General features: G+C 65.2%; 24 protein-coding genes and 1 rRNA gene. 9 read left to right on the top strand and 16 right to left on the bottom strand.

From position 1 onward, the window contains the following. Nucleotides 1-42 precede the first annotated feature (42 nt). From murI to clpS, 8 genes are read right to left on the bottom strand one after another with little or no spacing between them, the layout of a single operon-like run. Nucleotides 43-843 carry a glutamate racemase gene (gene murI / locus KXR83_RS08465; protein WP_062801263.1) on the bottom strand — a complete coding sequence of 267 codons (801 nt, stop codon included), beginning with the start codon at nt 841-843 and terminating at the stop codon, nt 43-45. Further along, nucleotides 840-1,553: a rhomboid family intramembrane serine protease gene (locus tag KXR83_RS08460; protein WP_437424491.1), complete on the bottom strand. Its 714-nt coding sequence runs from the start codon at nt 1,551-1,553 to the stop codon at nt 840-842. Before KXR83_RS08460 ends, murI begins: the two co-directional genes overlap by 4 nt. 24 nt (nt 1,554-1,577) lie before the next feature. Next, nucleotides 1,578-2,549 (bottom strand): PLP-dependent cysteine synthase family protein, encoded by a 972-nt coding sequence (locus KXR83_RS08455; RefSeq protein ID WP_437424490.1) that lies wholly within the window; start codon nt 2,547-2,549, stop codon nt 1,578-1,580. A gap of 9 nt (nt 2,550-2,558) precedes the next feature. Beyond that, nucleotides 2,559-2,831 carry a MoaD/ThiS family protein gene (locus tag KXR83_RS08450; protein WP_023960627.1) on the bottom strand — a complete coding sequence of 91 codons (273 nt, stop codon included), beginning with the start codon at nt 2,829-2,831 and terminating at the stop codon, nt 2,559-2,561. Between the two features lie 50 nt (nt 2,832-2,881). Beyond that, nucleotides 2,882-3,292, bottom strand: coding sequence for a Mov34/MPN/PAD-1 family protein (locus tag KXR83_RS08445; protein WP_437424489.1), 411 nt, complete (start codon nt 3,290-3,292; stop codon nt 2,882-2,884). Nucleotides 3,293-3,317: 25 nt separating this feature from the next. Continuing rightward, entirely contained in the window at nt 3,318-4,412 is a 1,095-nt protein-coding gene (locus KXR83_RS08440; protein WP_437424488.1) for a P1 family peptidase, read from the bottom strand. Between the two features lie 33 nt (nt 4,413-4,445). Further along, the gene (aosR, locus tag KXR83_RS08435) at nt 4,446-5,027 is read right to left on the bottom strand and encodes an oxidative stress transcriptional regulator AosR (protein WP_437424487.1); all 582 of its coding nucleotides are present in this window, start codon (nt 5,025-5,027) and stop codon (nt 4,446-4,448) included. A gap of 5 nt (nt 5,028-5,032) precedes the next feature. Further along, nucleotides 5,033-5,368 (bottom strand): ATP-dependent Clp protease adapter ClpS, encoded by a 336-nt coding sequence (gene clpS, locus KXR83_RS08430; protein ID WP_437424925.1) that lies wholly within the window; start codon nt 5,366-5,368, stop codon nt 5,033-5,035. A gap of 33 nt (nt 5,369-5,401) precedes the next feature. Between clpS and KXR83_RS08425 the strand changes: the two genes are divergently transcribed. The 6 genes from KXR83_RS08425 to KXR83_RS08400 all read left to right on the top strand — a co-directional run bounded on the left by KXR83_RS08425 (nt 5,402) and on the right by KXR83_RS08400 (nt 15,255). Next, nucleotides 5,402-6,703: a nicotinate phosphoribosyltransferase gene (locus KXR83_RS08425; protein WP_437424486.1), complete on the top strand. Its 1,302-nt coding sequence runs from the start codon at nt 5,402-5,404 to the stop codon at nt 6,701-6,703. A gap of 10 nt (nt 6,704-6,713) precedes the next feature. Beyond that, nucleotides 6,714-7,310, top strand: a complete 597-nt coding sequence (locus KXR83_RS08420) for an isochorismatase family protein (RefSeq protein WP_437424485.1) — start codon at nt 6,714-6,716, stop codon at nt 7,308-7,310. A 43-nt stretch (nt 7,311-7,353) separates the two neighbouring features. Further along, nucleotides 7,354-9,432 carry an ATP-dependent DNA helicase gene (locus KXR83_RS08415; RefSeq protein ID WP_437424484.1) on the top strand — a complete coding sequence of 693 codons (2,079 nt, stop codon included), beginning with the start codon at nt 7,354-7,356 and terminating at the stop codon, nt 9,430-9,432. A 105-nt stretch (nt 9,433-9,537) separates the two neighbouring features. Next, nucleotides 9,538-11,544: a maltotransferase domain-containing protein gene (locus KXR83_RS08410; RefSeq protein ID WP_437424924.1), complete on the top strand. Its 2,007-nt coding sequence runs from the start codon at nt 9,538-9,540 to the stop codon at nt 11,542-11,544. Continuing rightward, on the top strand, nt 11,541-13,769 hold the full coding sequence (gene glgB / locus KXR83_RS08405) for a 1,4-alpha-glucan branching protein GlgB (protein WP_437424483.1): 2,229 nt from the start codon (nt 11,541-11,543) through the stop codon (nt 13,767-13,769). Before KXR83_RS08410 ends, glgB begins: the two co-directional genes overlap by 4 nt. Nucleotides 13,770-13,797: 28 nt before the next feature. Continuing rightward, complete coding sequence (locus KXR83_RS08400) at nt 13,798-15,255, top strand: hypothetical protein (RefSeq protein ID WP_437424482.1); 1,458 nt, start codon at nt 13,798-13,800, stop codon at nt 15,253-15,255. Between the two features lie 10 nt (nt 15,256-15,265). Here KXR83_RS08400 and trxA read toward each other — a convergent pair whose 3' ends face one another. The 4 genes from trxA to KXR83_RS08380 all read right to left on the bottom strand — a co-directional run bounded on the left by trxA (nt 15,266) and on the right by KXR83_RS08380 (nt 19,034). After that, nucleotides 15,266-16,195, bottom strand: coding sequence for a thioredoxin (gene trxA / locus KXR83_RS08395; protein WP_437424923.1), 930 nt, complete (start codon nt 16,193-16,195; stop codon nt 15,266-15,268). A 69-nt stretch (nt 16,196-16,264) separates the two neighbouring features. Further along, complete coding sequence (locus KXR83_RS08390; RefSeq protein WP_437424481.1) at nt 16,265-17,464, bottom strand: MFS transporter; 1,200 nt, start codon at nt 17,462-17,464, stop codon at nt 16,265-16,267. Between the two features lie 50 nt (nt 17,465-17,514). Beyond that, nucleotides 17,515-17,850, bottom strand: coding sequence for a DUF3817 domain-containing protein (locus tag KXR83_RS08385; RefSeq protein WP_437424480.1), 336 nt, complete (start codon nt 17,848-17,850; stop codon nt 17,515-17,517). After that, the gene (locus KXR83_RS08380) at nt 17,847-19,034 is read right to left on the bottom strand and encodes an acetyl-CoA C-acetyltransferase (protein WP_437424479.1); all 1,188 of its coding nucleotides are present in this window, start codon (nt 19,032-19,034) and stop codon (nt 17,847-17,849) included. The genes KXR83_RS08385 and KXR83_RS08380 overlap by 4 nt, the downstream gene beginning before the upstream one ends. 68 nt (nt 19,035-19,102) lie before the next feature. On the opposite strand from KXR83_RS08380, the gene mce reads away from it, so the two are divergent. Next, on the top strand, nt 19,103-19,582 hold the full coding sequence (gene mce, locus KXR83_RS08375) for a methylmalonyl-CoA epimerase (protein WP_437424478.1): 480 nt from the start codon (nt 19,103-19,105) through the stop codon (nt 19,580-19,582). Between the two features lie 133 nt (nt 19,583-19,715). Then, the gene (locus KXR83_RS08370; protein ID WP_437424477.1) at nt 19,716-20,756 is read left to right on the top strand and encodes a hypothetical protein; all 1,041 of its coding nucleotides are present in this window, start codon (nt 19,716-19,718) and stop codon (nt 20,754-20,756) included. Between the two features lie 53 nt (nt 20,757-20,809). On the opposite strand, the gene KXR83_RS08365 is transcribed toward KXR83_RS08370, so the two are convergent. Continuing rightward, nucleotides 20,810-21,052, bottom strand: a complete 243-nt coding sequence (locus tag KXR83_RS08365) for an ATP/GTP-binding protein (protein ID WP_247208429.1) — start codon at nt 21,050-21,052, stop codon at nt 20,810-20,812. 13 nt (nt 21,053-21,065) lie between these two features. Next, entirely contained in the window at nt 21,066-21,746 is a 681-nt protein-coding gene (nucS, locus tag KXR83_RS08360) for an endonuclease NucS (protein ID WP_062801296.1), read from the bottom strand. A gap of 119 nt (nt 21,747-21,865) precedes the next feature. Here nucS and KXR83_RS08355 point away from each other — a divergent pair, with 119 nt between their 5' ends. After that, on the top strand, nt 21,866-22,366 hold the full coding sequence (locus KXR83_RS08355; protein ID WP_437424922.1) for an NUDIX domain-containing protein: 501 nt from the start codon (nt 21,866-21,868) through the stop codon (nt 22,364-22,366). Here the strand turns inward: KXR83_RS08355 and glsA are convergent. Beyond that, a complete protein-coding gene (glsA, locus tag KXR83_RS08350) occupies nt 22,363-23,757 on the bottom strand; it encodes a glutaminase A (protein ID WP_437424476.1) in 1,395 nt (464 codons plus the stop codon). The two genes, KXR83_RS08355 and glsA, sit on opposite strands and share 4 nt — an antisense overlap. Before the next feature lie 103 nt (nt 23,758-23,860). After that, nucleotides 23,861-23,977 (bottom strand): 5S ribosomal RNA (gene rrf, locus KXR83_RS08345). Nucleotides 23,978-24,003 lie beyond the last annotated feature (26 nt).

Genomic DNA, 24,003 nt, shown 5'->3' with positions numbered 1-24,003 from the left:
ATGCTGCCACGCCGGCTCACCTTGCCGTCGGCGGACGGGCGATCAGGCGTGTTGAACTGCGCCGATGGCCGGGCCGAGGAAACGTGTGGCCAGCCGGGCGAACATCTCGGGATCACCGGTGGCCTGAAAAACCCTGTCGGCGGGCACGTCAGAGGGCGGTCGCAGCAGGTCGGTGGAAGTCAGCACCCGCAACACATCTTTGGCCGTTTCTTCCGCGCTCGAGACCAGGGTGACCTCGTCACCCACGGCCAGCTGAATGACACCCGAAAGCATCGGATAGTGCGTGCAGCCGAGCACCACCGTGTCGACGCCCGCCTGGGCCAGCGGCTCGAGGTATCCCTGGGCGAGGCCGAGAACCTGCCGACCGCTGGTGATCCCCCGTTCGACGAAGTCGACGAATCGTGGGCAGGGCACCGAGGTGATCACCGCGTTCTGGGCAGCAGCGAAAGAGTCTTCATAGGCACGTGACGCGATGGTCGCCTCGGTGCCGATGACACCGATGCGGCCCGATCGCGTGGCCGCCACTGCACGGCGAACGGCGGGCAGCACAACCTCGATGACGGGCACGGGGTAGCGCTCGCGCGCATCACGCAGGCAGGCCGCGGATGCGGTGTTGCAGGCGATGACAAGGGCCTTGACACCGCGATCGACCAACTCGTCACCGATGGCGAGTGCATGCGCGCGGATCTGGGGAATGGTCAACGGCCCGTAAGGCCCATTGGCTGTGTCGCCGATGTAGATGATGTTCTCGGACGGCAACTGGTCGATGACCGCACGCGCCACGGTGAGACCGCCCACCCCCGAATCGAAGATGCCGATCGGCGCGTCCACATCCGCGCTCACAGAGCTGAGCCCCGATTGTTCCCGAAGCCGTTGGCGCCCAAGCCGTTGGCGCCGTAGGGAGTCGGCGCGGTGGCGTGATCACGCTTACGGTCCTTGCCGGAGAGGTACCAGGCGGCCAGCACTCCCCCGATCGCCCCGAAGAGATGGCCCTGCCAGGAGACGCGGCCGTCGGTGGGGACCACGCCCCACAGCACACCGCCGTAGACGAAGAACACCACCACGCCCAGCAGGATCTGCCAGATGTCGCGGTTGAACAAGCCGCGAACCAGGATGTAGGTGAGCCAGCCGAAGATGATGCCCGAGGCGCCCACCGTGACGACATACGACGGCGAGAAAAGCCAGACACCGAGACCGGACACAACCCACACGATGAGTGTGGTGACGATGAACCGCTTGGCCATCAGAACCAGGAAGCCGAGCACCATCCCGGGAATAGTGTTGGCCAGCAGGTGTTCCCACCCATCGTGCAGGAACGGCGAGAACACGATGCCCGAGAGACCGTCCGTCTCACGCGACTCGATGCCCGCGCTGTCCAGGTCGTGATCGCTCACCGCGTCGATCGCCTCGACGACGTACAGCAGGGCGGTCAACGCGACGATGACAACCGCGGACCGTAGCCACAACGGCCAGGAGGTTCGCTTGGCCTCAGCGGAACCCGATGGCGTGAGTCCGCCACCGGCACCGCCGTACGGGCCGAGTGATCCGGTCATGTGTCTCCGATCGATGTCCGATGATCAGGCCCAGAGATGGCCTTCGAGCCCTTCACCTGCTTCGTCGAGGCTACCTTCGTACACCCCCGTCGACAGATACTTCCATCCGGCATCGCAGACGACAAAGGCGATGTCTGCGCGTTCACCGGCCTTGTCGGCCTTGCGCGCGACGCCGAGGGCAGCGTGCAGAATGGCCCCGGTCGAGATGCCGGCGAAGATTCCTTCGGTCTCGATCAGCTCCCGGACGCGGCGAACGGCGTTGTAGCTGTCGACCGAATACCGCATCGACAGGATCGTCTCGTCGTACAGCTCGGGCACAAAACCCTCATCGATGTTGCGGAGTCCATAGACCTCGTCGCCGTAGCGCGGTTCGGCAGCCACGATCTGGACTTCGGGACGGGCCTCGCGCAGATACCGTCCGACACCCATCAGAGTGCCGGTGGTGCCGAGTCCGGCAACAAAATGGGTGATTTCCGGCAGGTCGGCGACGATCTCGGGGCCGGTGCCCTCGTAATGCGCGAGCGCATTCGCGGGATTGCCGTATTGGTAGAGCATCACCCAATCGGGGTTGCCCACCGCGAGTTCCTTCGCCATCGCCACGGCCTTGTTCGACCCGCCGGCCGCGGGTGAGGAGATGATGTCCGCCCCGAACATGGTCAGCAGCTGGCGTCGTTCGATCGACGTGTTCTCGGGCATCACGCAGATGAGCTTGTAGCCCTTGAGTTTTGCGGCCATCGCAAGCGAGATGCCGGTGTTGCCGCTGGTCGGCTCCAGAATGGTGTCCCCTGGCTTGAGGACGCCGTCGGTCTCGGCCTGCTCGATCATGCGCAGCGCCGGTCGATCCTTTATCGACCCGGTCGGGTTGCGGTCCTCGAGCTTGGCCCACAGCCGGATTGCCGGCCCGCTGTCGTCGGCGTGCCAGCGCGGCGACAGCCGTTGCAGCCCGATGAGCGGGGTGCCGCCGACAGAGTCGATCAGCGATTCGTAACGGGTCATCGAGGTCGGTCAGCCGCCGGCGACGGCGGGCAGGATGGTGACCTCGTCGCCGTCGGCCACGGAGGTGTCCAGGCCGCCGGAAAATCGTACGTCTTCATCGTTGACGTACACGTTGACGAAGCGGTGGAGTTTGCCGGACGCGATCAGACGGTCCTTGAGCCCTTCGTGGCTGGCGTCGAGGTTGTCGATCAACTCACCGAGCGTCGCCCCACTGGACTCGACCCGCTTGTTGCCGTCGGTGTACGTACGCAGGATTGTCGGGATGGAAACGGTTACTGCCATGGCGAACTCCTTCTGTGTGGCCGAGCTGTGGTGTGCGTCGTGGCACACGCTTAGTGGTCGTCGATCGTGATCTGTTCTTCGGTGACCGAGCCGTCGACGATCCGGTAACTGCGAATCTCCTCGCCGTCGGCGTCGCGGGTGGAGATCAGCACGTAGTGGGCGTTCGGTTCGGATGCGAACGAGATGTCGGTTCGGCTCGGATAGGCCTCGGTCGCGGTGTGCGAGTGGTAGATCACCACGGGCTCCTCGTCGGCCCGGTCCATCTCGCGCCACACCTTGAGCTGCTCACCCGAGTCGAAGCGGTAGAACGTCGGGCTGCGCTCGGCGTTTGTCATCGCGATGAACCGCTCGGGCCGGTCCGTACCCTCCGGTCCGGCGATCACCCCGCATGCCTCGTCGGGGTGGTCGGCGCGTGCGTGGGCCACCATCTGGTCCACCAGCGATCGACTGATGTTGAGCACTCCCACCTCCGTAGTCGTGCACCCGTCACCGAGGTGCAAATGCTGAAGGCAACGTCTGGCGGTAGGACGGTATTCCGGCAACCGGATCAGCTGACAGGACAGCCTTGACGATGGCCCGCTGAACGGCAGTGGCAGCTGCTTCCCCGATCACGGCGACAAGGGCAGCTTGCTGGTTCATCCCAATCGGGATCGCCGGTTTCTCGCCCTCCGCCGGGGTGGGCGTCACGGCGCCGGTGGCCACCGCGAACAATGTGTCCCCGTCAAGCGGCGAGTGCGCGGGCCGAATGGCTCGTGCCAGACCGTCGTGCGCTGTCATCGCAACCCGTGTGGCTGATGCAGGGTCCAGGGCGGCATCGGTGACGATGACCCCGATCGTGGTGTTCAGTGCCGTCGATTTGGTTGTTAGCGAACGCAGTTGAGCAATCTCCTCGAGTGCGGGAGGACGCAGCCCGTAATAGTCGAGTTCTGACGGTCCCGCGCCCCAGGGCACACCGGTGGAAGGGTCGATCACTGCGCCGACCGGATTCGCCACCACCAGCGCCGCCACCGTGATGCCCGTGGCCAGCCCACTGGTGATGCGGATACTCGCCGATCCGATGCCACCTTTCAGTTCGCCGGCGCGCGCCCCGGCTCCTGCGCCCACCGAACCGGATGCCACATCGGTGCTCGCCGCTGCGGCCGCCCGTTCCCCGAACTCGCGATCCGGCCGCGCCGACCAATCGCCGACCGCGAGGTCGAAGATCACCGCGGCGGGAACGATCGGGACCACCGACCCGCGGGTGTCCATGACCAGACCTGTGCCCTGCTCCTCGAGGAAGGTCATCACCCCGTCGGCGGCGGCGAGACCGTAGGCGCTCCCGCCCGTGAGGACCAGGGCATGCGCTTGCTGCACGGTGTTGGTGGGATCGAGGAGGTCGGTTTCGCGGGTACCGGGACCCCCGCCGCGTACGTCGACGGCCGCGACTGCTCCGTCCGGCAGCAGCACGACGGTGGTGCCCGTGGCCCAGCCCGCGCCGGCCTGATCCTCGGTGGCCACGCTGACCTCGTCGTCGACCCTCTGATGGTGTCCGACTCGTACGCCGTGCACGTCGGCGATCGAGTCGGTCGGCCCCGGGATCATGGCTGGTTCCTCACGTACGGGCCCGCATCGAGATCATTTCCCGATCAGAGCGACAACAAGAAGTTCCTGGACAACCGTCAGCCAGTGGTAGACGTCGAGGTGAGCAGCCATCGGATCGCCCTCGGGCAACTGATCGGGAGTCGACTCGCTGATCCCGATCATCGCGCCGAGTGCGAGCCGTACGTCGTTGATCGCCGCGAGCCACTGATCGGCCTCGGCCTCGGTGAGCGACACCGGTCCGCCGCCATCGGGCAGCGAGTCCAGAACTGCTTGTGCCGCCAGCTGTTTGGCCGAGATGATGTGCGGTTCGTGCAGACTGCGCAGGGCGCCGTTCAGATCGCCGGTGACCGCGTCCACCGACGTCGACTCGTCTTGATCGGGTCGATGGAAATCTGGGAACAGGCGCCCCAGCGTCACATCTGACGGCGGTTCGGAGTGTCCCGCCTCGATCCCGGTGAGATCGGCGAGTTCGTCGGACGGTGCCGTGGACTGCCGTTCGTCGAGCAACTCGGTCATCGACGTGACCAGAGATGCGATCAGATCCGACTCGTGAGAGTCCAGTTCAGTGGTGATCCGGAGCCGTTCGCCGGAACCACGCCGCTTCCAATTGCGCACGCGGCTCAGCTGTCCCGCTGCATCGTGGCCCACAGACCTGCCGCGTGGAGCTTCTGGACATCCAGTTCGACCTTGTCGCGGTCACCGGTCGACACGACCGCCTTGCCCTCGGTGTGCACCTGCATCATCAGTTCCGACGCCCGTGTCTCGCTGTATCCGAACAGCTTTTGGAACACGTACGTGACGTATCGCATCAGGTTCACCGGGTCGTCCCACACGATGGTCACCCAGGGCCGATCAACTGCCTGGTCACGTTCGGCGACGGCGGTACTCGACGGGGTAGCCTCGTGCTGACCGTCGCCCGCTGCCGACACAGGGCCGAAGTGGTGAAGTGCGGTCATCATCTGTCCGCGCATGGCCCTAGGGTACCGATAGTGACCGCTTCGAACACAGCGCTGCTGACCGATCAATATGAGCTCACCATGGTCGCCGCAGCACTCGCAGACCAGAGCGCCCATCGGACGTGCACGTTCGAAGTTTTCGCGCGGCGGCTCCCAGATGGGCGTCGTTACGGCGTCGTCGCAGGTACCGGCCGTCTGATCGACCAGCTCACCAACTTCACCTTCGGACCCGAACAGCTCGCGGTGGTCGAGAAGTTCCTCGACGACGAGACGCTCTCGTGGCTCGCCGACTACCGGTTCTCCGGCGACATCGACGGGTACGCCGAGGGCGAGCTCTACTTCCCCGGCTCGCCCATCCTCACCGTCCGCGGCACATTCGCCGAGGCCGTCATGCTCGAGACGTTGGCGTTGTCCGTGCTCAACCACGACAGCGCCATCGCGTCGGCCGCCGCCCGGATGGTCACCGCGGCCGGGTCGCGGCCCATCATCGAGATGGGGTCACGACGCACCCACGAGGAGGCGGCCGTCGCCGCATCGCGAGCCGCGTACCTGGCCGGCCTCTCGGCCACGTCGAATCTCGAAGCCGCCCATCGCCACGGTGTACCGAGCGCCGGCACCAGCGCACACTCGTTCACCCTGGTGCACACCACCGCGGACGGACCCGACGAGAAGACCGCCTTTGCGGCACAGGTCGCCAAACTCGGTGTCGGCACCACCTTGCTGGTGGACACGTACGACATCACGCAGGGCGTCGCCAACGCGATCGAGGTCGCCGGGCCCCAGCTCGGTGGCGTCCGTATCGATTCCGGTGACCTCGGGGTGCTGGCCCGGCAGGTCCGCAAGCAACTCGACGACCTCGGTGCCACCGGCACACGCATCGTGGTCTCGGGAGACCTTGACGAATACGCGATCGCGTCGCTTCGCGCCGAACCGGTCGACGTCTACGGGGTGGGCACATCACTGGTCACCGGATCCGGTGCGCCGACAGCAGGTATGGTCTACAAGCTCGTGGAGGTCGATGGACTCCCGGTCGCAAAACGTGCCAGTCACAAGGAATCTCGTGGCGGGGCCAAGACCGCGGTCCGTACCGCCAAACAGTCCGGCACCATCGTCGAGGAGGTCATCTACCCGAGCGGTAGCTCTGAACCGATTCTCGATCTGCCTGCCCGCCCCCTTCAGATCCCACTCGTCAGGGGCGGTAAACCGGTGGAAGGCCTACCGTCACTGACCCAATCGCGTGACCACCTCGCCGCAGGCCTGGTCTCGCTGCCGTGGGAAGGTCTGGGACTCTCGCATGGGGATCCCGCCATCCCGACCCGATTCATCGCACCGTGAGGGGAATGATGTGAGCGAACCCATCCGCACCGCCTTGCTCATCGTCGACGTGCAGAACGATTTCTGTGAGGGCGGATCTCTTGCCGTCAAGGGCGGCGGTGCTGTTGCCGCGGCCGTGACCGCTTACATCAGTCGCGATCACGGGTACCACGCGATCGTGGCCACCCGCGACCATCACATCGACCCCGGCGGCCACTTCTCCGACAACCCCGACTTCGTCGACAGCTGGCCACGGCACTGCGTCAAGGGTACGCCGGGAGTGGACTTCCACCCCTCGCTTGCCACCGACGCACTCGATGCCGTGTTCAGCAAGGGTGAGTACAGCGCGGCGTACTCCGGATTCGAGGGATTCGACGATTCCGGTGCCGGATTGGCGGACTGGTTGGGAGACAAGCAGATCAACGCCGTCGACATCGTGGGACTGACAACCGACCACTGCGTGGTGGCGACCGCGCTCGACGCACAGGCCTCCGGATTCACCACACGGGTGTTGTTGCGCTACACCGCCGGTGTCAGCCCGGACACCACCAAGACGGCAATAGCCCGGATGACCGAGGCCGGTATCGGCGTGATCACCGGTGTGTCCGCGGCGGACCGTCCCGCATGATCTGGTGGCATGACACAGACCTGAGCCGCCGTGGACGATCACGGTGACGTCCATACCCGAGGTACCCGAACTGCTCGCCTCCGCGGTGCAGGCGCTCGGAGGCGCCAAACGCGATGGTCAGCTCAAAATGGCTTCGGCCGTGGCACATTCGATCGACTCCGGGGAACATCTGGCCGTGCAGGCCGGCACCGGAACCGGTAAGTCCCTCGCCTACCTGGTGCCGTCGCTGCGCCATGCCGTGGACACCGGGCACACGGTGGTGGTGTCGACCGCGACCATCGCCTTGCAACGCCAGCTCGTCGACCGCGATCTCCCGCGCACCGCAAAAGCGCTCACCAAACCCCTCGGCCGCGCACCAGAGTTCGCCATCCTCAAGGGCCGGGGAAACTATCTGTGCCTGAACAAGATCCATGCCGGAACCATCGAGGAACCCGACGGGGAACTCTTCGACGCTTTCACCGCATCTCGGATGGGACGCGAGGTGACCCGAGTGCGCGAATGGTCGTCGGACACCGATACCGGTGACCGCGACGACCTCGAGCCGGGCGTATCGGACCGGGCCTGGCGTCAGGTCAGTGTCAGTGCGCGAGAGTGCCTGGGAGCAACCAATTGCTCGTACGGGGCCGATTGCTTCGCCGAGAAGGCCAAGGCAAAGGCGGGCGCGGCCGACCTCGTTGTGACCAACCACGCGCTGCTGGCCATCGACGCGATGAGCCAGGCCACGATCCTGCCCGACCACGACGTGGTGGTGGTCGACGAGGCCCACGAACTCGCCGACCGGATCACTGCCGTGGCCACCGCCGAGATCTCGGGCACCTCCATCGCAGGTGTGGCCCGGCGCTGCGGGAAGTTGATCGACCAGGAGATCGCCGACGACATCGAGGGCAGCGGCGAGCTGATCGAGTCCCTCCTCGAGCAGCTCGAACCCGGTCGATGGAGCGGGCTCCCCGACGGCGCGCCGCTGGCGCTCGCGTCGTTGCGTGACCGTCTGTGGAAGGCGCACACCGCCATCGGGCCAGCGAAGCGAAGTGGCGAGGTGGACGCCGACGCCAGTGCCGCCCGCTCGGCTGCGCTCACGTCTCTGGAAGAGATGCACGACACCGCCGTACGGATTCTGGCCGCGTTCGACGATCCCGACGAATCGCGCCGCCTGGACGTCGTCTGGGTCGGGGACGACCTGGTGCGAGGTGAACGCAAACGCGTGCTCAGGGTGGCCCCATTGTCGGTCGGCGGGCTCTTGCGTGCCTCACTGTTCGCCAAGGCGACGGTGATCCTGACGTCGGCCACCCTGACCGTCGGCGGTTCGTTCGACGGGTTGGCGGCCGGCTGGGGACTGCCGCCACACCGCAGCGGCGACGCCGGATCCGACGTCGAGTCCGAGGCAACCAAATCGGCGCAGAGCATCACCGCTATCGGCAAGCCGCCGCCGTCCGACGAGAAGAAGATGCGGTGGAACGGGCTCGACGTCGGCTCCCCTTTCGACCACCAGAAGGCCGCAATTCTGTATGTCGCAAAGCATCTGCCCGCACCGGGCCGCGACGGCATCTCCACCCGCACGCTGGACGAGATGGTGGAATTGATCACCGCCGCAGGTGGCCGCACGCTCGGGCTGTTCTCCTCGATGCGCGCCGCCAAAGAGGCGGCCGAGGCCGTGCGCACCCGGATCGAGCTCCCGGTCCTCTGCCAAGGCGACGGCGCGACGGGGGCTTTGGTGAAAGAGTTCGCCGCCGACGAGAAGACCTGCCTGTTCGGCACTCTCTCGTTGTGGCAGGGAGTCGACGTGCCGGGCCCATCGCTCAACCTCGTCCTCATCGACCGGATCCCCTTCCCACGACCCGACGATCCCCTGCTGATGGCGCGTCAGCGTGCGGTCGCGGCCCGAGGAGGCAACGGCTTCATGGCCATCGCTGCCACCCACGCGGCGCTGTTGATGGCGCAGGGTACGGGCCGTCTACTCCGGTCCACGTCCGACCGAGGAGTGGTGGCCGTGCTCGACTCACGTTTGGCGACGGCGCGCTATGGAAACTACCTACTCGCGTCGTTACCACCTTTCTGGCGGACCACCGATGCCCAGCTGGTACGGGGTGCACTGACCCGATTGCAGGGCGCCGGCGCCGGGTGAGGGTGTCCGAGCCCGAGCCGATCGGGCCCGGGTCGCCTACGGTGGTGGTGCACGCGACGACATGACAGCGTTGGGCGACAACACTCTCGAAAGGTGGCGGACTCATTGATAGGGCGCATCGGGATCGATGACATTGCCCCGGTAGTCTCTTCTGGACAGTTTGCCGCGAAAGCGGTTGTCGGAGAGACTTTTCCAGTCACCGCAACAGTCTGGCGCGAAGGCCATGACGCGGTGGCGGCCACTCTGCACGTGGAAGGTCCCGCCCGCGGCGGAACCATCGACGTCCGGATGGTCCCGGCAGCAGAACCAGATACCTTCAACGCCGTCTTCAGTCCGACCAGCATCGGATATTGGACGTACCGCATCGACGCATGGAGTGATCCGTTCAGCACCTGGCGCGACGCGATGGACAAGAAGCTCGCCGCCGGTCAGGGAAGTGCGGAGCTGGCCAACGATATCGAGCGCGGGGCCCGCCTCTTGGATCGGGCCCTCGACCTCGTCCCCCCGAGCGATCGCGACGTCGTCGCAGGCGCATCGGCCTCCTTACGTGATGGCAATGCCGCTCTGCCCGATCGTGTCGGCCCGGCACTCTCGGCCGAGATGGCTCAACTGCTCACCGACCACCCCGTTCGGGAATTGATCACCAAGAGCCGCACCCACCGGGTCTGGGTCGACCGCACCAGGGCACTGTTCGGGTCCTGGTACGAGTTGTTCCCTCGATCCACCGGCGGATGGGACAACGAGGGACATCCAGTTCACGGCACGTTCCTGACTGCGGCCGAGGACCTTCCCCGCATCGCCGATATGGGGTTCGATGTGGTCTACCTGCCCCCGATCCACCCGATCGGTGAGGTGAATCGCAAGGGTCCGAACAACTCCGTCACCGCTGGACCAGAGGATGTCGGGTCCCCGTGGGCAATCGGGTCGGCAGACGGTGGCCACGATGCCATCCATCCCCGCCTCGGGTCCCTCGACGACTTCCATTACTTCCGCCACCGCGCCGAGGAGCTCGGCATGGAGGTGGCTCTCGACCTGGCGTTGCAATGCGCTCCGGACCATCCGTGGACCACCGAGCACCCCGACTGGTTCACGATCGAACCCGATGGAAGCATCCGCTACGCCGAGAACCCGCCCAAGAAGTACCAGGACATCTACCCTCTGAACTTCGACGACGACCGCAACGGGATCTTCCGGGGCGTCCTCAAGGTGGTGTTGCACTGGGTTGCCCAGGGCGTCAAGATCTTCCGGGTCGACAACCCTCACACCAAGCCACCAGACTTCTGGGAGTGGCTGATCATCGAGGTGAAGAAACGCGACCCCGACGTACTGTTCCTGGCCGAGGCGTTCACCCGGCCCGCCCGCCTCTACGGCCTGGCGAAACTCGGGTTCACGCAGTCCTACACCTACTTCACGTGGCGGACCGCCAAGTGGGAGTTGACCGAGTTCGGCAACGAACTGGCTTCGAACGCAGACATTGCGCGGCCCAATCTCTTTGTCAACACGCCCGACATCCTGCACGAGAGTCTGCAGCACGGCGGCCCCGGGATGTTCGCGTTGCGTGCCGCGCTGGCGGCAACGCTGTCACCGACGTGGGGTGTCTACAGCGGTTACGAGTTGTACGAGGGCCAGGCTGTTCGCGAGGGCAGCGAGGAATACCTGGACTCGGAGAAATATCAGCTCCGGCCCCGTGACTACAAAGGTGCCGCGAGCCGGGGTGAGTCGTTGGAGAATTGGCTCCGCTCGCTCAACGAGATCCGCCGGCGGCACCCGGCGCTCCAACAGCTGCGGTACCTCAAATTCCATCACTTGGACAACGACGCACTGATTGCATATTCGAAGTTCGATCCGAAGACCGGGGATACGGTGGTTGTCGTGGTGAACATCAATCCTTATGGAGCAGAAGAATCCACCCTGTGGTTGGACATGCCCTCACTCGGCTATGACTGGCAGGACCGCTTCAGCGGAGTCGACGAGGTGACCGGCGAGAACTTCCACTGGGGACAAGCCAATTACGTCCGGCTCGAACCATGGCGACAGGTGGCCCATGTAGTCGCGTTGCCCCCCATGCCCGAAGAGGCCCGCGCGGCCCTGTCGTTTCGGACTCCGTCATGAGCGCCGCCGCCTCCGAGGCCCCGGACGCAGCCGTCACCGACGGCGATCTGCATCGACTTCTGTCGGGAACCCATCACAACCCGCACGGCCTACTGGGCGCGCACCCGGCCGGCGATCACACGATCCTGCGCACACTCAAACCCGACGCCGTGTCGGTGAGCGCGGTGATCGGTGGCGTCGACTACCCACTGACACACCAGGAATCGGGATTGTTTGTCGCGGCTGTGCCGCTGACCGACCTGATCGACTACCGATACCGCGTGAGCTATCCCGCCGACGAGTCGGGTGTGGCCGACCGGGAGTTCGTGGTCGCCGATGGCTACCGATTCCTGCCGAGTCTCGGCGAACTCGACATCCATCTCTTCACCGAAGGCCGCCACGAGCGGCTCTGGGAGATCCTCGGACCGCAATCACGTGTGTACTCCACACCTGACGGCGAGGTGACCGGGACGAGTTTTGCCGTGTGGGCACCCAATGCCCAGGGCGTCACAGTGATCGGGAGCTTCGACGGCTGGCGTGGTCACACTGCGCCGATGCGGTCCCTCGGGTCCAGCGGGGTGTGGGAGGTGTTCATCCCCGACATCGGACCGGGTACCACCTACAAATACCGGATCACCGGCAACGACGGAGTGGTGCGCGAGAAGGCCGACCCCATGGCCCGCGCCACCGAGATCCCGCCCAAGACCGCATCTGTCATCCCCGAGACGTCGTTCGAATGGACCGACGACACATGGGTTGCCCAGCGTGAAGAGTCCGACGCCACCATCGAACCGATGAGTGTCTACGAGGTGCATCTGGGCTCGTGGAGACAAGGCCTCACCTATCGTGAGCTGGCTGAACAACTTGGCGACTACGTCGTCGAACTCGGCTTCACACACGTCGAGTTGCTACCCGTGTCGGAGCATCCGTTCGGCGGTTCATGGGGTTACCAGGTCACCTCGTACTACGCCCCCACGTCACGTTTCGGAAGTCCCGACGATTTCCGGTTCTTCGTCGACCACCTGCATTCGCTCGGGATCGGCGTCATCGTGGACTGGGTGCCCGCCCACTTCCCGAAGGACGCCTGGGCATTGGCCCGTTTCGACGGGACCGCGCTCTACGAACACGGAGACCCTCAGCGGGGCGAGCAGCTCGACTGGGGCACTTACGTGTTCGACTTCGGGCGCAACGAGGTCCGCAACTTCTTGGTCGCGAACGCGCTCTACTGGTTCGACCAATTCCACATCGACGGGTTACGGGTGGACGCGGTCGCGTCGATGTTGTACCTCGACTACTCCAGGCCCGAGGGTGGCTGGACGCCGAACATCCACGGCGGCCGCGAGAACCTCGAGGCCGTGCAGTTCATCCAGGAGATGAACGCCACCGTCCACAAGCATCACCCCGGTGTGGTCACCGTCGCCGAGGAATCGACGTCGTGGCCCGGCGTCACCCGCACCACCAACCTCGGTGGGCTCGGCTTTTCGATGAAGTGGAACATGGGTTGGATGCACGACACGCTCGGGTTCCTGGGGCGTGACCAGATCCATCGCAGCTTCCATCACCACGAGATCACCTTCTCGCTGATGTACGCCTGGAGCGAGAACTTCGTGCTGCCGATCAGCCACGATGAGGTGGTACACGGCAAAGGCACACTGTGGTCGCGGATGCCGGGAGATTCCAGGACCAAGGCCGCAGGGGTCCGCGCGCTGCTCGCGTACATGTGGGCCCACCCGGGCAAGCAACTGTTGTTCATGGGTCAGGAGTTCGCTCAGACCCCTGAGTGGTCGGAAGAACGCAGCCTGGCCTGGGAGCAGCTCGAGGGCTGGGAAGGTGAGCTGCACAACGGAGTCCAGTCACTGGTCTCCGACCTCAACAGCGTCTACAAACGCCACCCGGCTCTGTACAGCCAGGACATCACGCCGAACGGGTACTCCTGGATCGACGCCAACGACACCGCGGGTAACATCATCAGTTTCCTGCGGTGGGGATCCGACGGTTCGGTGATGGCCTGCGTGTTCAACTTCTCCGGTACCACTCGCACCGACTACCGGGTGGGGCTACCGCTGGCCGGCTCGTGGGACGAAGTGCTGAACACTGATGCGCCGTCCTGCGCCGGCAGCGGGGAAGGCAACCTCGGGCAGGTCATCGCCGAGGAAGAATCGTGGCATGGCCGGCCGGCCTGTGCTCGCCTGACGCTTCCGGCGAACGGTGCCATCTGGCTCACTCCGGCAGCCGCCACCGACTAGCACGGATCGGCGCGGCTAGAGTTTGGTCGTGGCCCATAGCTCCCGGCGAACGCCGGTTCTGATCGGTGCGCTGGTGGGAGCCTGCCTGCTGCTCGTTTCGGCGTGCGCCACGCGCGAGGAGCGTCAGGTGGTCAGCGGTGAAGCGGTGTCGGCGTACTCCGACCCGTTCACCGTCGCCGGGCTTCCCGTCACAGACGGGCCCAACGGACTCCGTGATGACGCGGCGGACACCGCGCTCGACATCCGCGGGGGCGACGACGGCGAGATCGACGACCTGATGGCTGCCGCGCTGGCGGACCTGGAGACGTATTGGAAGCAGGCATTCGAGCCCGCCTTCAAGACGAGTTTCAAAACCGGCCTGTCCTTCGTCTCGTGGGATGCCGAGTCTCCCCAGAGCCGGTCCGTGCTGTTCTGCAACGAGCCGACCTTCGGCCAGGTCAATGCAGCCTTCTGCCCCACCCGCGATGAGATCGGTTGGGACCGGGGAGTTCTGATGCCGGCGTTGGCGGACGCATTCGGCCCGATGGCGCCCGTCACGGTGATCGCGCACGAATACGGCCACTACATCCAGATGATCGGCGGTTTCGACAAAGACACCTCGCCCATTGTCAGCGAGCAGCAGGCCGACTGTCTCTCCGGGAACTTCATCCGATGGATCGCCGAAGGCAACGGCGAGTTCCTTCAGATCAACACCGGGGACGGGCTCAACACCGCGGTGGCCGCGCTGATCTCCGCACGCGACAGCCGCCGGGGCCGATCCGATCACGGCACCGCCTTCGAGCGGGCCCTCGCGTTCGAGAAGGGTTTTCGGTCCGGCCCGGCAACGTGTGCAGCGATCACTGAACTGACGATCGACGACCTACGTGACCAGATGCCGCCGAGGTTCGACAATGCCGGGGCCATCGACACCTCCCCGTTCACCGAAGCCGGCCTGGAGTCGGTGGTGCAGTCGGTCGAGGCATTCTTCGACCTGCCGGACACCGCCCGGCCGTCGGTGGTCACCGACCGGATCGAGCAACCGTGCAGTGGGACGCCCGACCAACAGGCCGCGCTGCCTGTCGCCTTCTGCCCGGACACCAACACCGTCTCGATGGACCCTGATGAACTGGCCCTGATCGCGACCAACGGAACCAGCGGGCCGTCTGGCCTGCCGAGCTTCATCGGCGGGGACTTCAGTGCGTATTCGCTTGTCGCCTCGCGGTATTCACTGGCTACACAGCGCGCGCGAGGCCAAGTGCTGGATCAGCCGGTGACCGCGGCCCGGGCTGCCTGTTTCACCGGCCGGTGGGCACGGTCGACAGCGGACTCCGGCACGTTCACGCTGCGCGGAGGCGACCTCGATGAATTGGTGTCGGGTCTACTCGTGAGTGGCGCGGTCGCCAGCGATGTGGAAGGTCGGTCGTTGCCGAGCGGGTTCTCGCGGATCGCAGCCTTCTCGGCCGGCTACTTCGGTGACGAGAAGGGCTGCGCCCGCTACGACCCGTAGGTCTCGATGGTCAGTACAGGGCGGTCGCCAGCTTGCGCCGGGCCGCAACCACAAACGGCTCCGCCGGGTCGAACAGCTCGAACAGTTCCAGCAGCCGGGTCCTTGCCTTGGTTCGCTCGTCGCCACTGGTCTTCGCGATCACCGCAACTATGCGGTCGAAGGCTGCCTCCGGCTGCTGATTCAGCAGTTCGACATCCGCGGCCGCCAGATGGCCATCGACGTCGTCGGCCTCGAGGTCCGTCAGCGACGCGGGATCGTGGCCTTGTGCCCTCGATACGAACTCGAGGTTGCGGACAAGCGATGCGGCCTCGACGTTGTCGGGTTCGGACGCCGCGATGTCCTTGTAGTCGGCGAGAGCACCATCGATGTCGCCACTGTTCAGCTTGTCTTCGGCCGCGGCCATCCGTGGATCGACCGGTTCGGGCTGCGGCTCATCGGAGTCGTCCGCCGGAGCTCCGGTGAAGGTGTGTCCGTACTTGGCCAAGATATCGTCGACCCACCCCTGGATCTGGGCGGCCGGCTGTGCGCCGGCGAACGCCGACACCGGCTGGCCACCGGCGATCGCCACCACGGTCGGGATCGACTGAACGCCGAACAGCTGCGCGATGCGGGGATTGGCGTCCACGTCGACCTTGGCCAGCACCCACTTGCCACCCGACTGCTGGGCAAGGGCTTCGAGCGTCGGAGAGAGCTGTTTGCAGGGCCCGCACCAAGTTGCCCAGAGATCGACGAGTACCAGCACCTGTTCCGAACGTGCGACTACATCGGACTCGAAATCGGCTTCGGTGACGTCATAAACGGCAGGAAAGGCGCCACCTGCCGGCACGGGTGCCGCCGAGGTGGGCGGGCCCGACGCGGGCGGCGTCGCCGGCCGGTTGGGTTGTGCGCGTTGGGCATCGGCCCGCTCTTTGAGAACGGACAGGTCCACTGCCCCGGACATCGCCGCTGCAGCTCGGGCAGCAGCCTGTTGACGTGGTTGCGGTCTGCTCACCCGTCCAGTCTGGCACGCTCAGAGACCGTGTGGTGCCCCGGTCCGCCCGCGTTCGCCAGCAGCGGACGCAGCTTTCTGCACAGACCCGGCGTCACCCGCACGCGGTCGGACCACCGGCGCCGCCACGAACGCGAACGCCATGCCGGCTGCAGCGATCCAGAGCGCGGTGCCGAGGGAGAACCAACTGCTCACCGGACCGATCACCGCGGGTCCGGCCAGCATTCCGACGTACCCGCACCCGACAACCAGTGAGATGGTCTGGCCACTGGACCGGCTGGAGATGTTGCCTGCCGCGGTGAACAGCTGCGGCACCCCGCCTGCCACCCCGAGGCCGAAGATCGCCCAACCGATGACACTGAGCACCGGTGTCGGCGAACAGATCACCAACGTCATACCGACCATGGCGATCGCAGATCCCAGGCGCACCACCGCAACCGGTCCCAGCCGTGCACTCACCGTGTCGGCCGAGAACCGGCCGACGACCATCGTGGCGCTGAACGCGCCGAACGCGATTGCTCCGACGGCCTCGGGCTGGTCGTAACGTTCCACCAGGTACAGCGCGCTCCAGTCGTAGGCGGTTCCTTCGGCCAGCATCAGACCGAAGGCAACCGCGGCCAGCAGGGCGATCCTTCCCCACGGCCGCGACGCGGCGGCGTTCCCGGTCTCGCCGGATTCGCCTGGCTCGTCGTCGGCGTAGCCGGTGATCAGGGTGTTCGACAACAACAGGGCGCAGCAGATCGCCAGTGCGCAGCAGGTTCCCAACGTGGCCAGCAGCGGTACGTCGAGCGCGAGGGTGGCGGCGACCACCCCTGAGCCGACCAATCCGCCGATCGAGAAGAACCCGTGGATCGAGGACATGATCGGGCGACCGTAGATCCGTTCGATGAGCACGGCCTGCGTGTTCATGGAGACATCAAGGGCACCATTGCAGAATCCGAAAATCACCATTGCCGCCGCGAGGGTGATCGGTCCGGTGGCCAGGCCCGGCAGAACGATCGCAACAGCCAGCGCGATCGCGCTGATCACAGTGGGGCCTCGCGAACCGAAACGGTCGATCAGCGGTCCGAGCAACTGCATGCCGACAAACGCCGATGCGCCCAACGCCAGCAACAACCCACCGAGAGTCGCGTTGTCGACGCCCGTCCGGTCCTGGATCACCGGGATGTGGGCGACCCACATCGATGCCAACAGTCCGTTCAAAGCAAAGATGCCGGACACCGCCACGCGTACGGCACGTGACGCGTGGACGGTGGCGGCGGTGTGCGTTGTCAGGAGGTGGCGGCCCTGGTCTGGGCGCCGGTCCCGTCGAGATGCCCGTTCCGCTTGGCCCAGATCTCGAAGATCAGGGTGCCGAATGGCGGGATGCTCGCAACGAGGGCGAGCCCGGTCGTGACCAGGCTCCACCGCAGGCGCCACGCAGTGAACAGAGCAACCACGATGTAGGCCACGAAGACCACCCCGTGCGTCATGCCCGGAATGGCTACCGCCTCTTCATGGCCGAGGACCCATTTGAAGAACATGGCGATCAGCAGGGCCAGCCAGGTCACGGCCTCAGCGATGGCGACAACACGGAAGATCTTTGCGGTGAGGTCGGTGGAGATCATTTCGCGGGCACCTTGATGATCAGCGCGTCGCCCTGACCGCCGGCTCCGCAGAGCGCTGCGACTCCGGTGCCGCCGCCGCGGCGGGCGAGTTCGAAGGCAAGGTGCAAGGTGATCCGTGCGCCGGACACACCGATCGGGTGACCGAAGGCGATCGCACCGCCGTTGACGTTGACCTTGTCGTCACTGAGTCCCAGCTCGGCGGTGGACGCCAGGCCCACTGCGGCGAACGCCTCGTTGATCTCGACGAGATCGAGGTCGGCAGGTTCGATGCCGGCACGCTTGCAGGCCTTCAGGATGGCCCGCGACGGCTGGTGTTGCAGCGTGGAATCCGGTCCGGCGACCACGCCGTGGGGCCCGATCTCGGCCAGCCATTCCAGTCCCAGCTCGGTTGCCTTGTCTTTGCTCATCACCACGACCGCTGCGGCGCCGTCCGAGATCTGCGACGAGTTGCCTGCGGTGATCGTGCCGTCCTTACGGAACGCCGGACGCAACCGCGCGAGCGAATCTGCGGTGGTGTCGGCGCGAATGCCCTCGTCCTCGGCGAACTCGATCGGATCGCCCTTGCGCTGCGGGATGCTCACCGGGACCACCTCGTCGGCGAAGAGGCCGTTCTTCCAAGCCGCGGCCGCACGCTGGTGGGATTCTGCCGCGTACGCGTCCTGCTGTTCGCGGGTGAACGACTCGACGTCGTTCTGCTGCTCGGTCAGCGCGCCCATCGGCTGATCGGTGAACGGATCGTGGAGACCGTCGAAGGCCATGTGGTCGACCAGCTCGGTGTTGCCGTACTTGAACCCGCCACGGCTACCCGGGAGGATGTGCGGCGCCTGCGTCATCGACTCCTGGCCGCCGGCCACCACGCAGTCGAACTCACCGGCGCGGATCAGTTGATCGGCCAGTGCAATCGCGTCGATCCCCGACAGACACATCTTGTTGATGGTCAGGGCCGGGACGTCCCAGCCGATCCCGGCCTTGACGGCGGTCTGCTTGGCGGGCATCTGACCGGCTCCGGCGCCAAGAACCTGGCCCATGATCACGTACTCGACCTCGGAGGCAGGAACCTTGGCCTTTTCCAGGGCGCCGCGGATGGCGATCGCGCCCAGGTCCACTGCGCTGAAATCCTTGAGCGAACCCATCAATCGTCCGATCGGGGTGCGGGCTCCGGATACTATTACCGATGTCGACATCTACTTCTGACCTCTCGTCAAAGCTGGCTGAATGGTGGCGCAACCACTCACAACGCTACCTTTAGACCATGAGTGCTCCGGAACAGAACCCCCAGTCAGCGGTACTGACATCCATCGGCGAACTGGTCACCGCAATCGACCATGTAGGTATCGCCGTCCCCGACCTCGAGGCAGCCAAGGCCTGGTATCTCGACAACCTCGGCCTGGTGTGCCTGCACGAGGAGACGAACGAAGCCCAGGGCGTCGTCGAAGCGATGGTCGGGCCTGCCGGCGCCGAGAAGTCGCACGCACTGATCCAGCTCCTCTCCCCCATCGACCAGACCTCCACCATCGCCAAGTTCATCGACCGCAACGGCCCGGGGTTGCAGCAGATGGCCGTGCGTGTCACCGATGTCGAAGAGGTCACCCGGCGGCTCGTCGCCAACGGGTTGCGGGTGCTCTACGACGCACCCCGCCGCGGCACCGCGAACTCCCGCATCAACTTCATCCATCCCAAGGATGCCGGTGGTGTCCTCCTCGAACTGGTGGAGCCTGCAGCCGCTCACTGAGTCGGTCCCGTTCTTCACCTTCACGACTGGCTCGCCTGGCCGGCAGTGGCCCAGCGTTGCAGTGCGGTAACACAGTTCACGCTGCCCGCCGGCTTGAACCGCTTTGGCGTCGGTGCAGCGTAAAATTGCGGCCATGCCATCTCACGAGGCCACATCTGCGTCCGGACTGCCTTTTGCCACGGTCATGCGCGGTTACGACCGTGATCAGGTCATCGACTTCTTTCGTCGTTTCGACGCCGAGATGCGAGTCATAGCCGCAGATCGTGACGCTGCCACCGCAAATGCGCGCGAACTCGCCGACAATCTGGAACTGGCACGCGAGGAGATCGAAGAGCTTCGCCGTGAGGTGAACAAGCTCTCGGTACCCCCGACCACGGTGCAAGGCATGAGCGAGCGCGTCTCGAGCATGTTGAGACTTGCGTCCGATGAGGCGTCCGAGATCCGCGCGCGGTCGGAAGCCGAAGCGGCGGAAACTCTTTCGATAGCCAGGCAAGAAGCCGAAGAACATCGCCAAGAGATCGCCAGGCAGACGCAGGAGATGAACGAGCGTCGCGAGGCGATGAACGCCGAGCACGAGGGGACCATGCATGCCGCGCACGAGGAGGCAGCGCGCATCGTCGCCGACGCCAAAGCCAAGGCCGAGGAACTCGATGCCCGGGCCCAGAGCAATCGCGAGCGTATCCAAGAAGATTTCGACACAACGATGGCCGCCCGCCGCAAGGAAGCCCTCGAGCAGGCGAAGCAGCTCGAAGCCACCAGCAAGGCAGAGGCGAAAGAGCGCTTGGACACCGCGCGAGCAGAAGCGGAGAGCACCCGTCAGCGTGCAGCCTCGGCGGCCACCGAAAGGATCACCCGGGCACAGGAAGTCACCGAGCAGATCCGGACACTGCGGGCTCGCATGCTGGCGCAGCTGGCCGAGGTGCGCAGCCAACTCGACGATGTGCCACAGCTGCTCGCCGAGGTCGAGAACGAGCCCGAACTACTCGACCCGGATACCAAGGGCCTGCTGAACAAAGACCTGTCCGAGAACGCGCGGCTCGATCAGCCGAATCAAGCTGCCGGCGAACGGGATTCGAAAGAGTCCGCGGACACCGCCGACGCCGCCGAGCACGATGGCGACACAGACGGGTCAACAACCGCCGACAACAACACGGTCAGCGCCTCGTACCGCTGATCACGTGACGGTTGACGAGGTCAGCCCAGCGCGACTTTCCCGACCACTGCTCTTCACCTGGCTGGACGACGCCTGTGGATGCGTCTGCGCCAGCATCCGGTGTGCCAGTGGCGGCGGTCATCGATGCGGTCCGGCCCGCCATAGTCGTCGACCGGCCAGGCAACCACGTGGGGTGTACCCACGAAGATCACCTGACTGCAGTGCGGGCAGCGATAGTCCTTGACCGCACGTTGCCCGGAGATGGGCCGCACGTAATAGTCGGTGCCATCAGGCCCGGGTTCGATCCGCTCCAGCACCGTCGCGCCTGTCCTAGAACAGCCGGAACTCGGTACTCTCGGTCCCCCGGAGTTTGTCGTAATCGAGTGTGACGCACCGTATACCGCGGTCGGTGGCCAACGTCCGCGCTTGCGGTTTGATCTGCTGGGCAGCGAACACCCCTTGCACGGGAGCGAGCAGCGGGTCGCGATTCATCAGCTCCAGATAGCGGGTCAGTTGTTCCACTCCATCGATCTCCCCGCGGCGTTTGATCTCCACTGCCACCGACACACCGTCGGCGTCTCGGCAGAGCAGGTCGACCGGACCGATCGCGGTCATGTACTCGCGCCGCACCAGGGAGTACCCGCTGCCGAGCGTTTCCACGTGCTCGGCCAAAAGCTCCTGCAAGTGCGCCTCTACGCCGTCCTTGACCAGACCGGGGTCGACACCGAGTTCATGACTGGAATCGTGCTCGATGTCGGTGATGGTGATCCGGAGCTCTTCACCGGCTTTGTTGGTCACCACCCACAGCCGCGGCCCTTCAGAGGTGGCGGGATCTTCTTCCACCAGCCAGCACGGCGGACTCATCCAGTTGAGTGGCTTGTACGCACGATCGTCGGCATGAATGCTCACCGACCCGTCGGATTTGATCAGCAGGAGCCGACGGGCCATCGGAAGATGGGCTGTCAGCCGGCCCACATAGTCCACCTGGCATGTCGCGATAACTAGACGCACGACGTCCACCTTAGGCGCGCACGAGCGCACGTCCTCCACGCCGTGCCGGGGTCGGCCATATTGTGGTTCATGTGTCGATCAAACGAGTCTCCTCCTCGGAGATCTATGCCAACCCCTGGATGTCGTTGAGAGAGGATCAGATACTCAGGGCCGACGGCAGCCCTGGGATCTACAGCGTGGTCGACAAGCCGACAGGCGTTGTGGTGATCCCCCGGGATGGCGACCGGCTTTTTCTCGTCGAACAATTCCGGTACGCGGTCGGCGCGCGGCGTTGGGAGTTCCCCGCGGGTACCGCACCGGATCGAGCAGACGTTCCGCCGCCGGATCTTGCTGCTCGCGAGCTCGCGGAAGAGACGGGTCTGGTGGCCGACAGGCTCACCCAGATCGGGGTCTTGGACGTGGCGCCAGGATTCAGCAGTCAGCGGCAAGTGGTGTTTCTCGCCGAGGGCCTACACGCGGGAGCAGCCGCGCGAGAGCACGAAGAGCAGGACATGGACGCGCGATGGTGGACAGTCGCCGAGGTACGGACAGCGGTGAGAGCCGGCCAGATCTGCGATGGACAGACTCTCGCGGCACTCACCTTGCTGTCCCTGCATGATTCGGGAGACACCACCGCCTAGGTACGGTCGACCGCGACCTTCAGCAGGAAATCTTCCGCGCGCGCGATTGCCTCACTCATCGTGGTCACCACATACTCCGCGCCAGGACTCGGCTCGGCCACGTGCGCATTGCGCCGTACCACCACTCCGTCGGGATCGACGATCACTGCCGTCCGCGCGACACCTTTGATGTTCTCGCTGGCACCGGAGAGCATCGAGCGGGATACCTGGTCCACGTGGTCGACGCGGCTCATGTCCAGGATCGCGACCTCGAACTCCGCGACTGCTGAACGCAGTCGCCTCAGTACGCTCTCCGTCCCCGAGAAGGTCAGGTCACCCTGGAGCTCGTATATCCGGATGCGATCTCGTTGCCCGTTCAGATATCGCCGTTCGTGGTCGGACCTGTCGGACAAGATGTCGATCTCCCGCGCCGAATAGAACGAACGGATGGTCACCCGGCTTTCCCGAGCGACGTTGAACATGTGCAACCCGAGGTCGGACGACAAGCGCTTGCACGCGCTCACTCCCCTGACGCTGTTGCCGTGCTCGTCGAGCAGAGGCGAGTAGACACCGATCCCCAACTGTCCGGGCAGGACGGCCATGATTCCGCCCCCGACACCGCTTTTCGCAGGTAGCCCTACGGTGGTCACCCAGTCGCCGGCTCCGTCGTACATTCCGCAGGTGGTCATCACACTCAGTACCCGCTGAACAACCGCCTGCCCGACTGCCCGTCGACCCGTGCGCGGATTGACGCCGCCGTTGGCAAGCGTTCCCCCGATCGTCGCGAGGTCGTCGGTCGTCACTATCAAAGAGCACTGCCTGAAGTACAGATCAATCGCGTCCTCGGGCGCCGCCCGAAGCATGCCAAAACTCTGCAACATATAGGCAATTGCCCTATTACGTGCGCCGGTCCGCATCTCGGACGCGTAGACGTCGGCGTCGAGTGCGAGCTGCCTGCCTGCACACGCCGAGTAGAACTCGAGTAGTTCGGTGAACGCCTTGTCCACGTCCGGTTGAGTCTCCAGAAGCAGAGAAGCGGAGAGAATGGCCCCGGCATTGATCATCGGATTCCTCGGCCGCCGACGAGAATCCACACTGATCTCGTTGAACGCCTCACCTGAGGGTTCGACACCGATTCGTTCGTCGACCGCATCAAAACCCTTGTGGGTCAACGCAAGCGCATACGTGAGCGGCTTGGACACCGACTGGATGGTGAAGCCGACATCTGCGTCGGCGATCGAGTAGACGTAGCCATCGTGCAGGGCCAGGGACAGCCCGAACCGGTTCGGGTCCACCTGGGCCAGTTCCGGGATGTAATCCGCCAGCTCGCCGCCGCCGCCGGCGTAGCAAGAGCTGTGGATGTGCTGGAGATACGACTCGACCAGCGACGGGCCGGTGACCAGGGATGCCATGGACTCATCTAAGCAAAGACCGTCTCCACGGAGCCTGCTCGACGTGGATGTACCCAGAAAGCACTGAAGCCCCCCGCGTAAGCGGGGGGCTTCAGTAAGTTGTGTTCGGCGGTGTCCTACTCTCCCACACTGATTAGGGTGCAGTACCATTGGCGCTGGAGGGCTTAGCTTCCGGGTTCGGAATGGGGCCGGGCGTTTCCCCTCCGCTATAGCCGCCGTAACTTTATGAAACCAGTACACACGTCT

The sequence above is a fragment of the Williamsia muralis genome (genome assembly GCF_051487485.1).
Classification (GTDB): domain Bacteria; phylum Actinomycetota; class Actinomycetes; order Mycobacteriales; family Mycobacteriaceae; genus Williamsia; species Williamsia muralis_B.
This window is presented reverse-complemented; position numbering and strand designations above follow the sequence as displayed.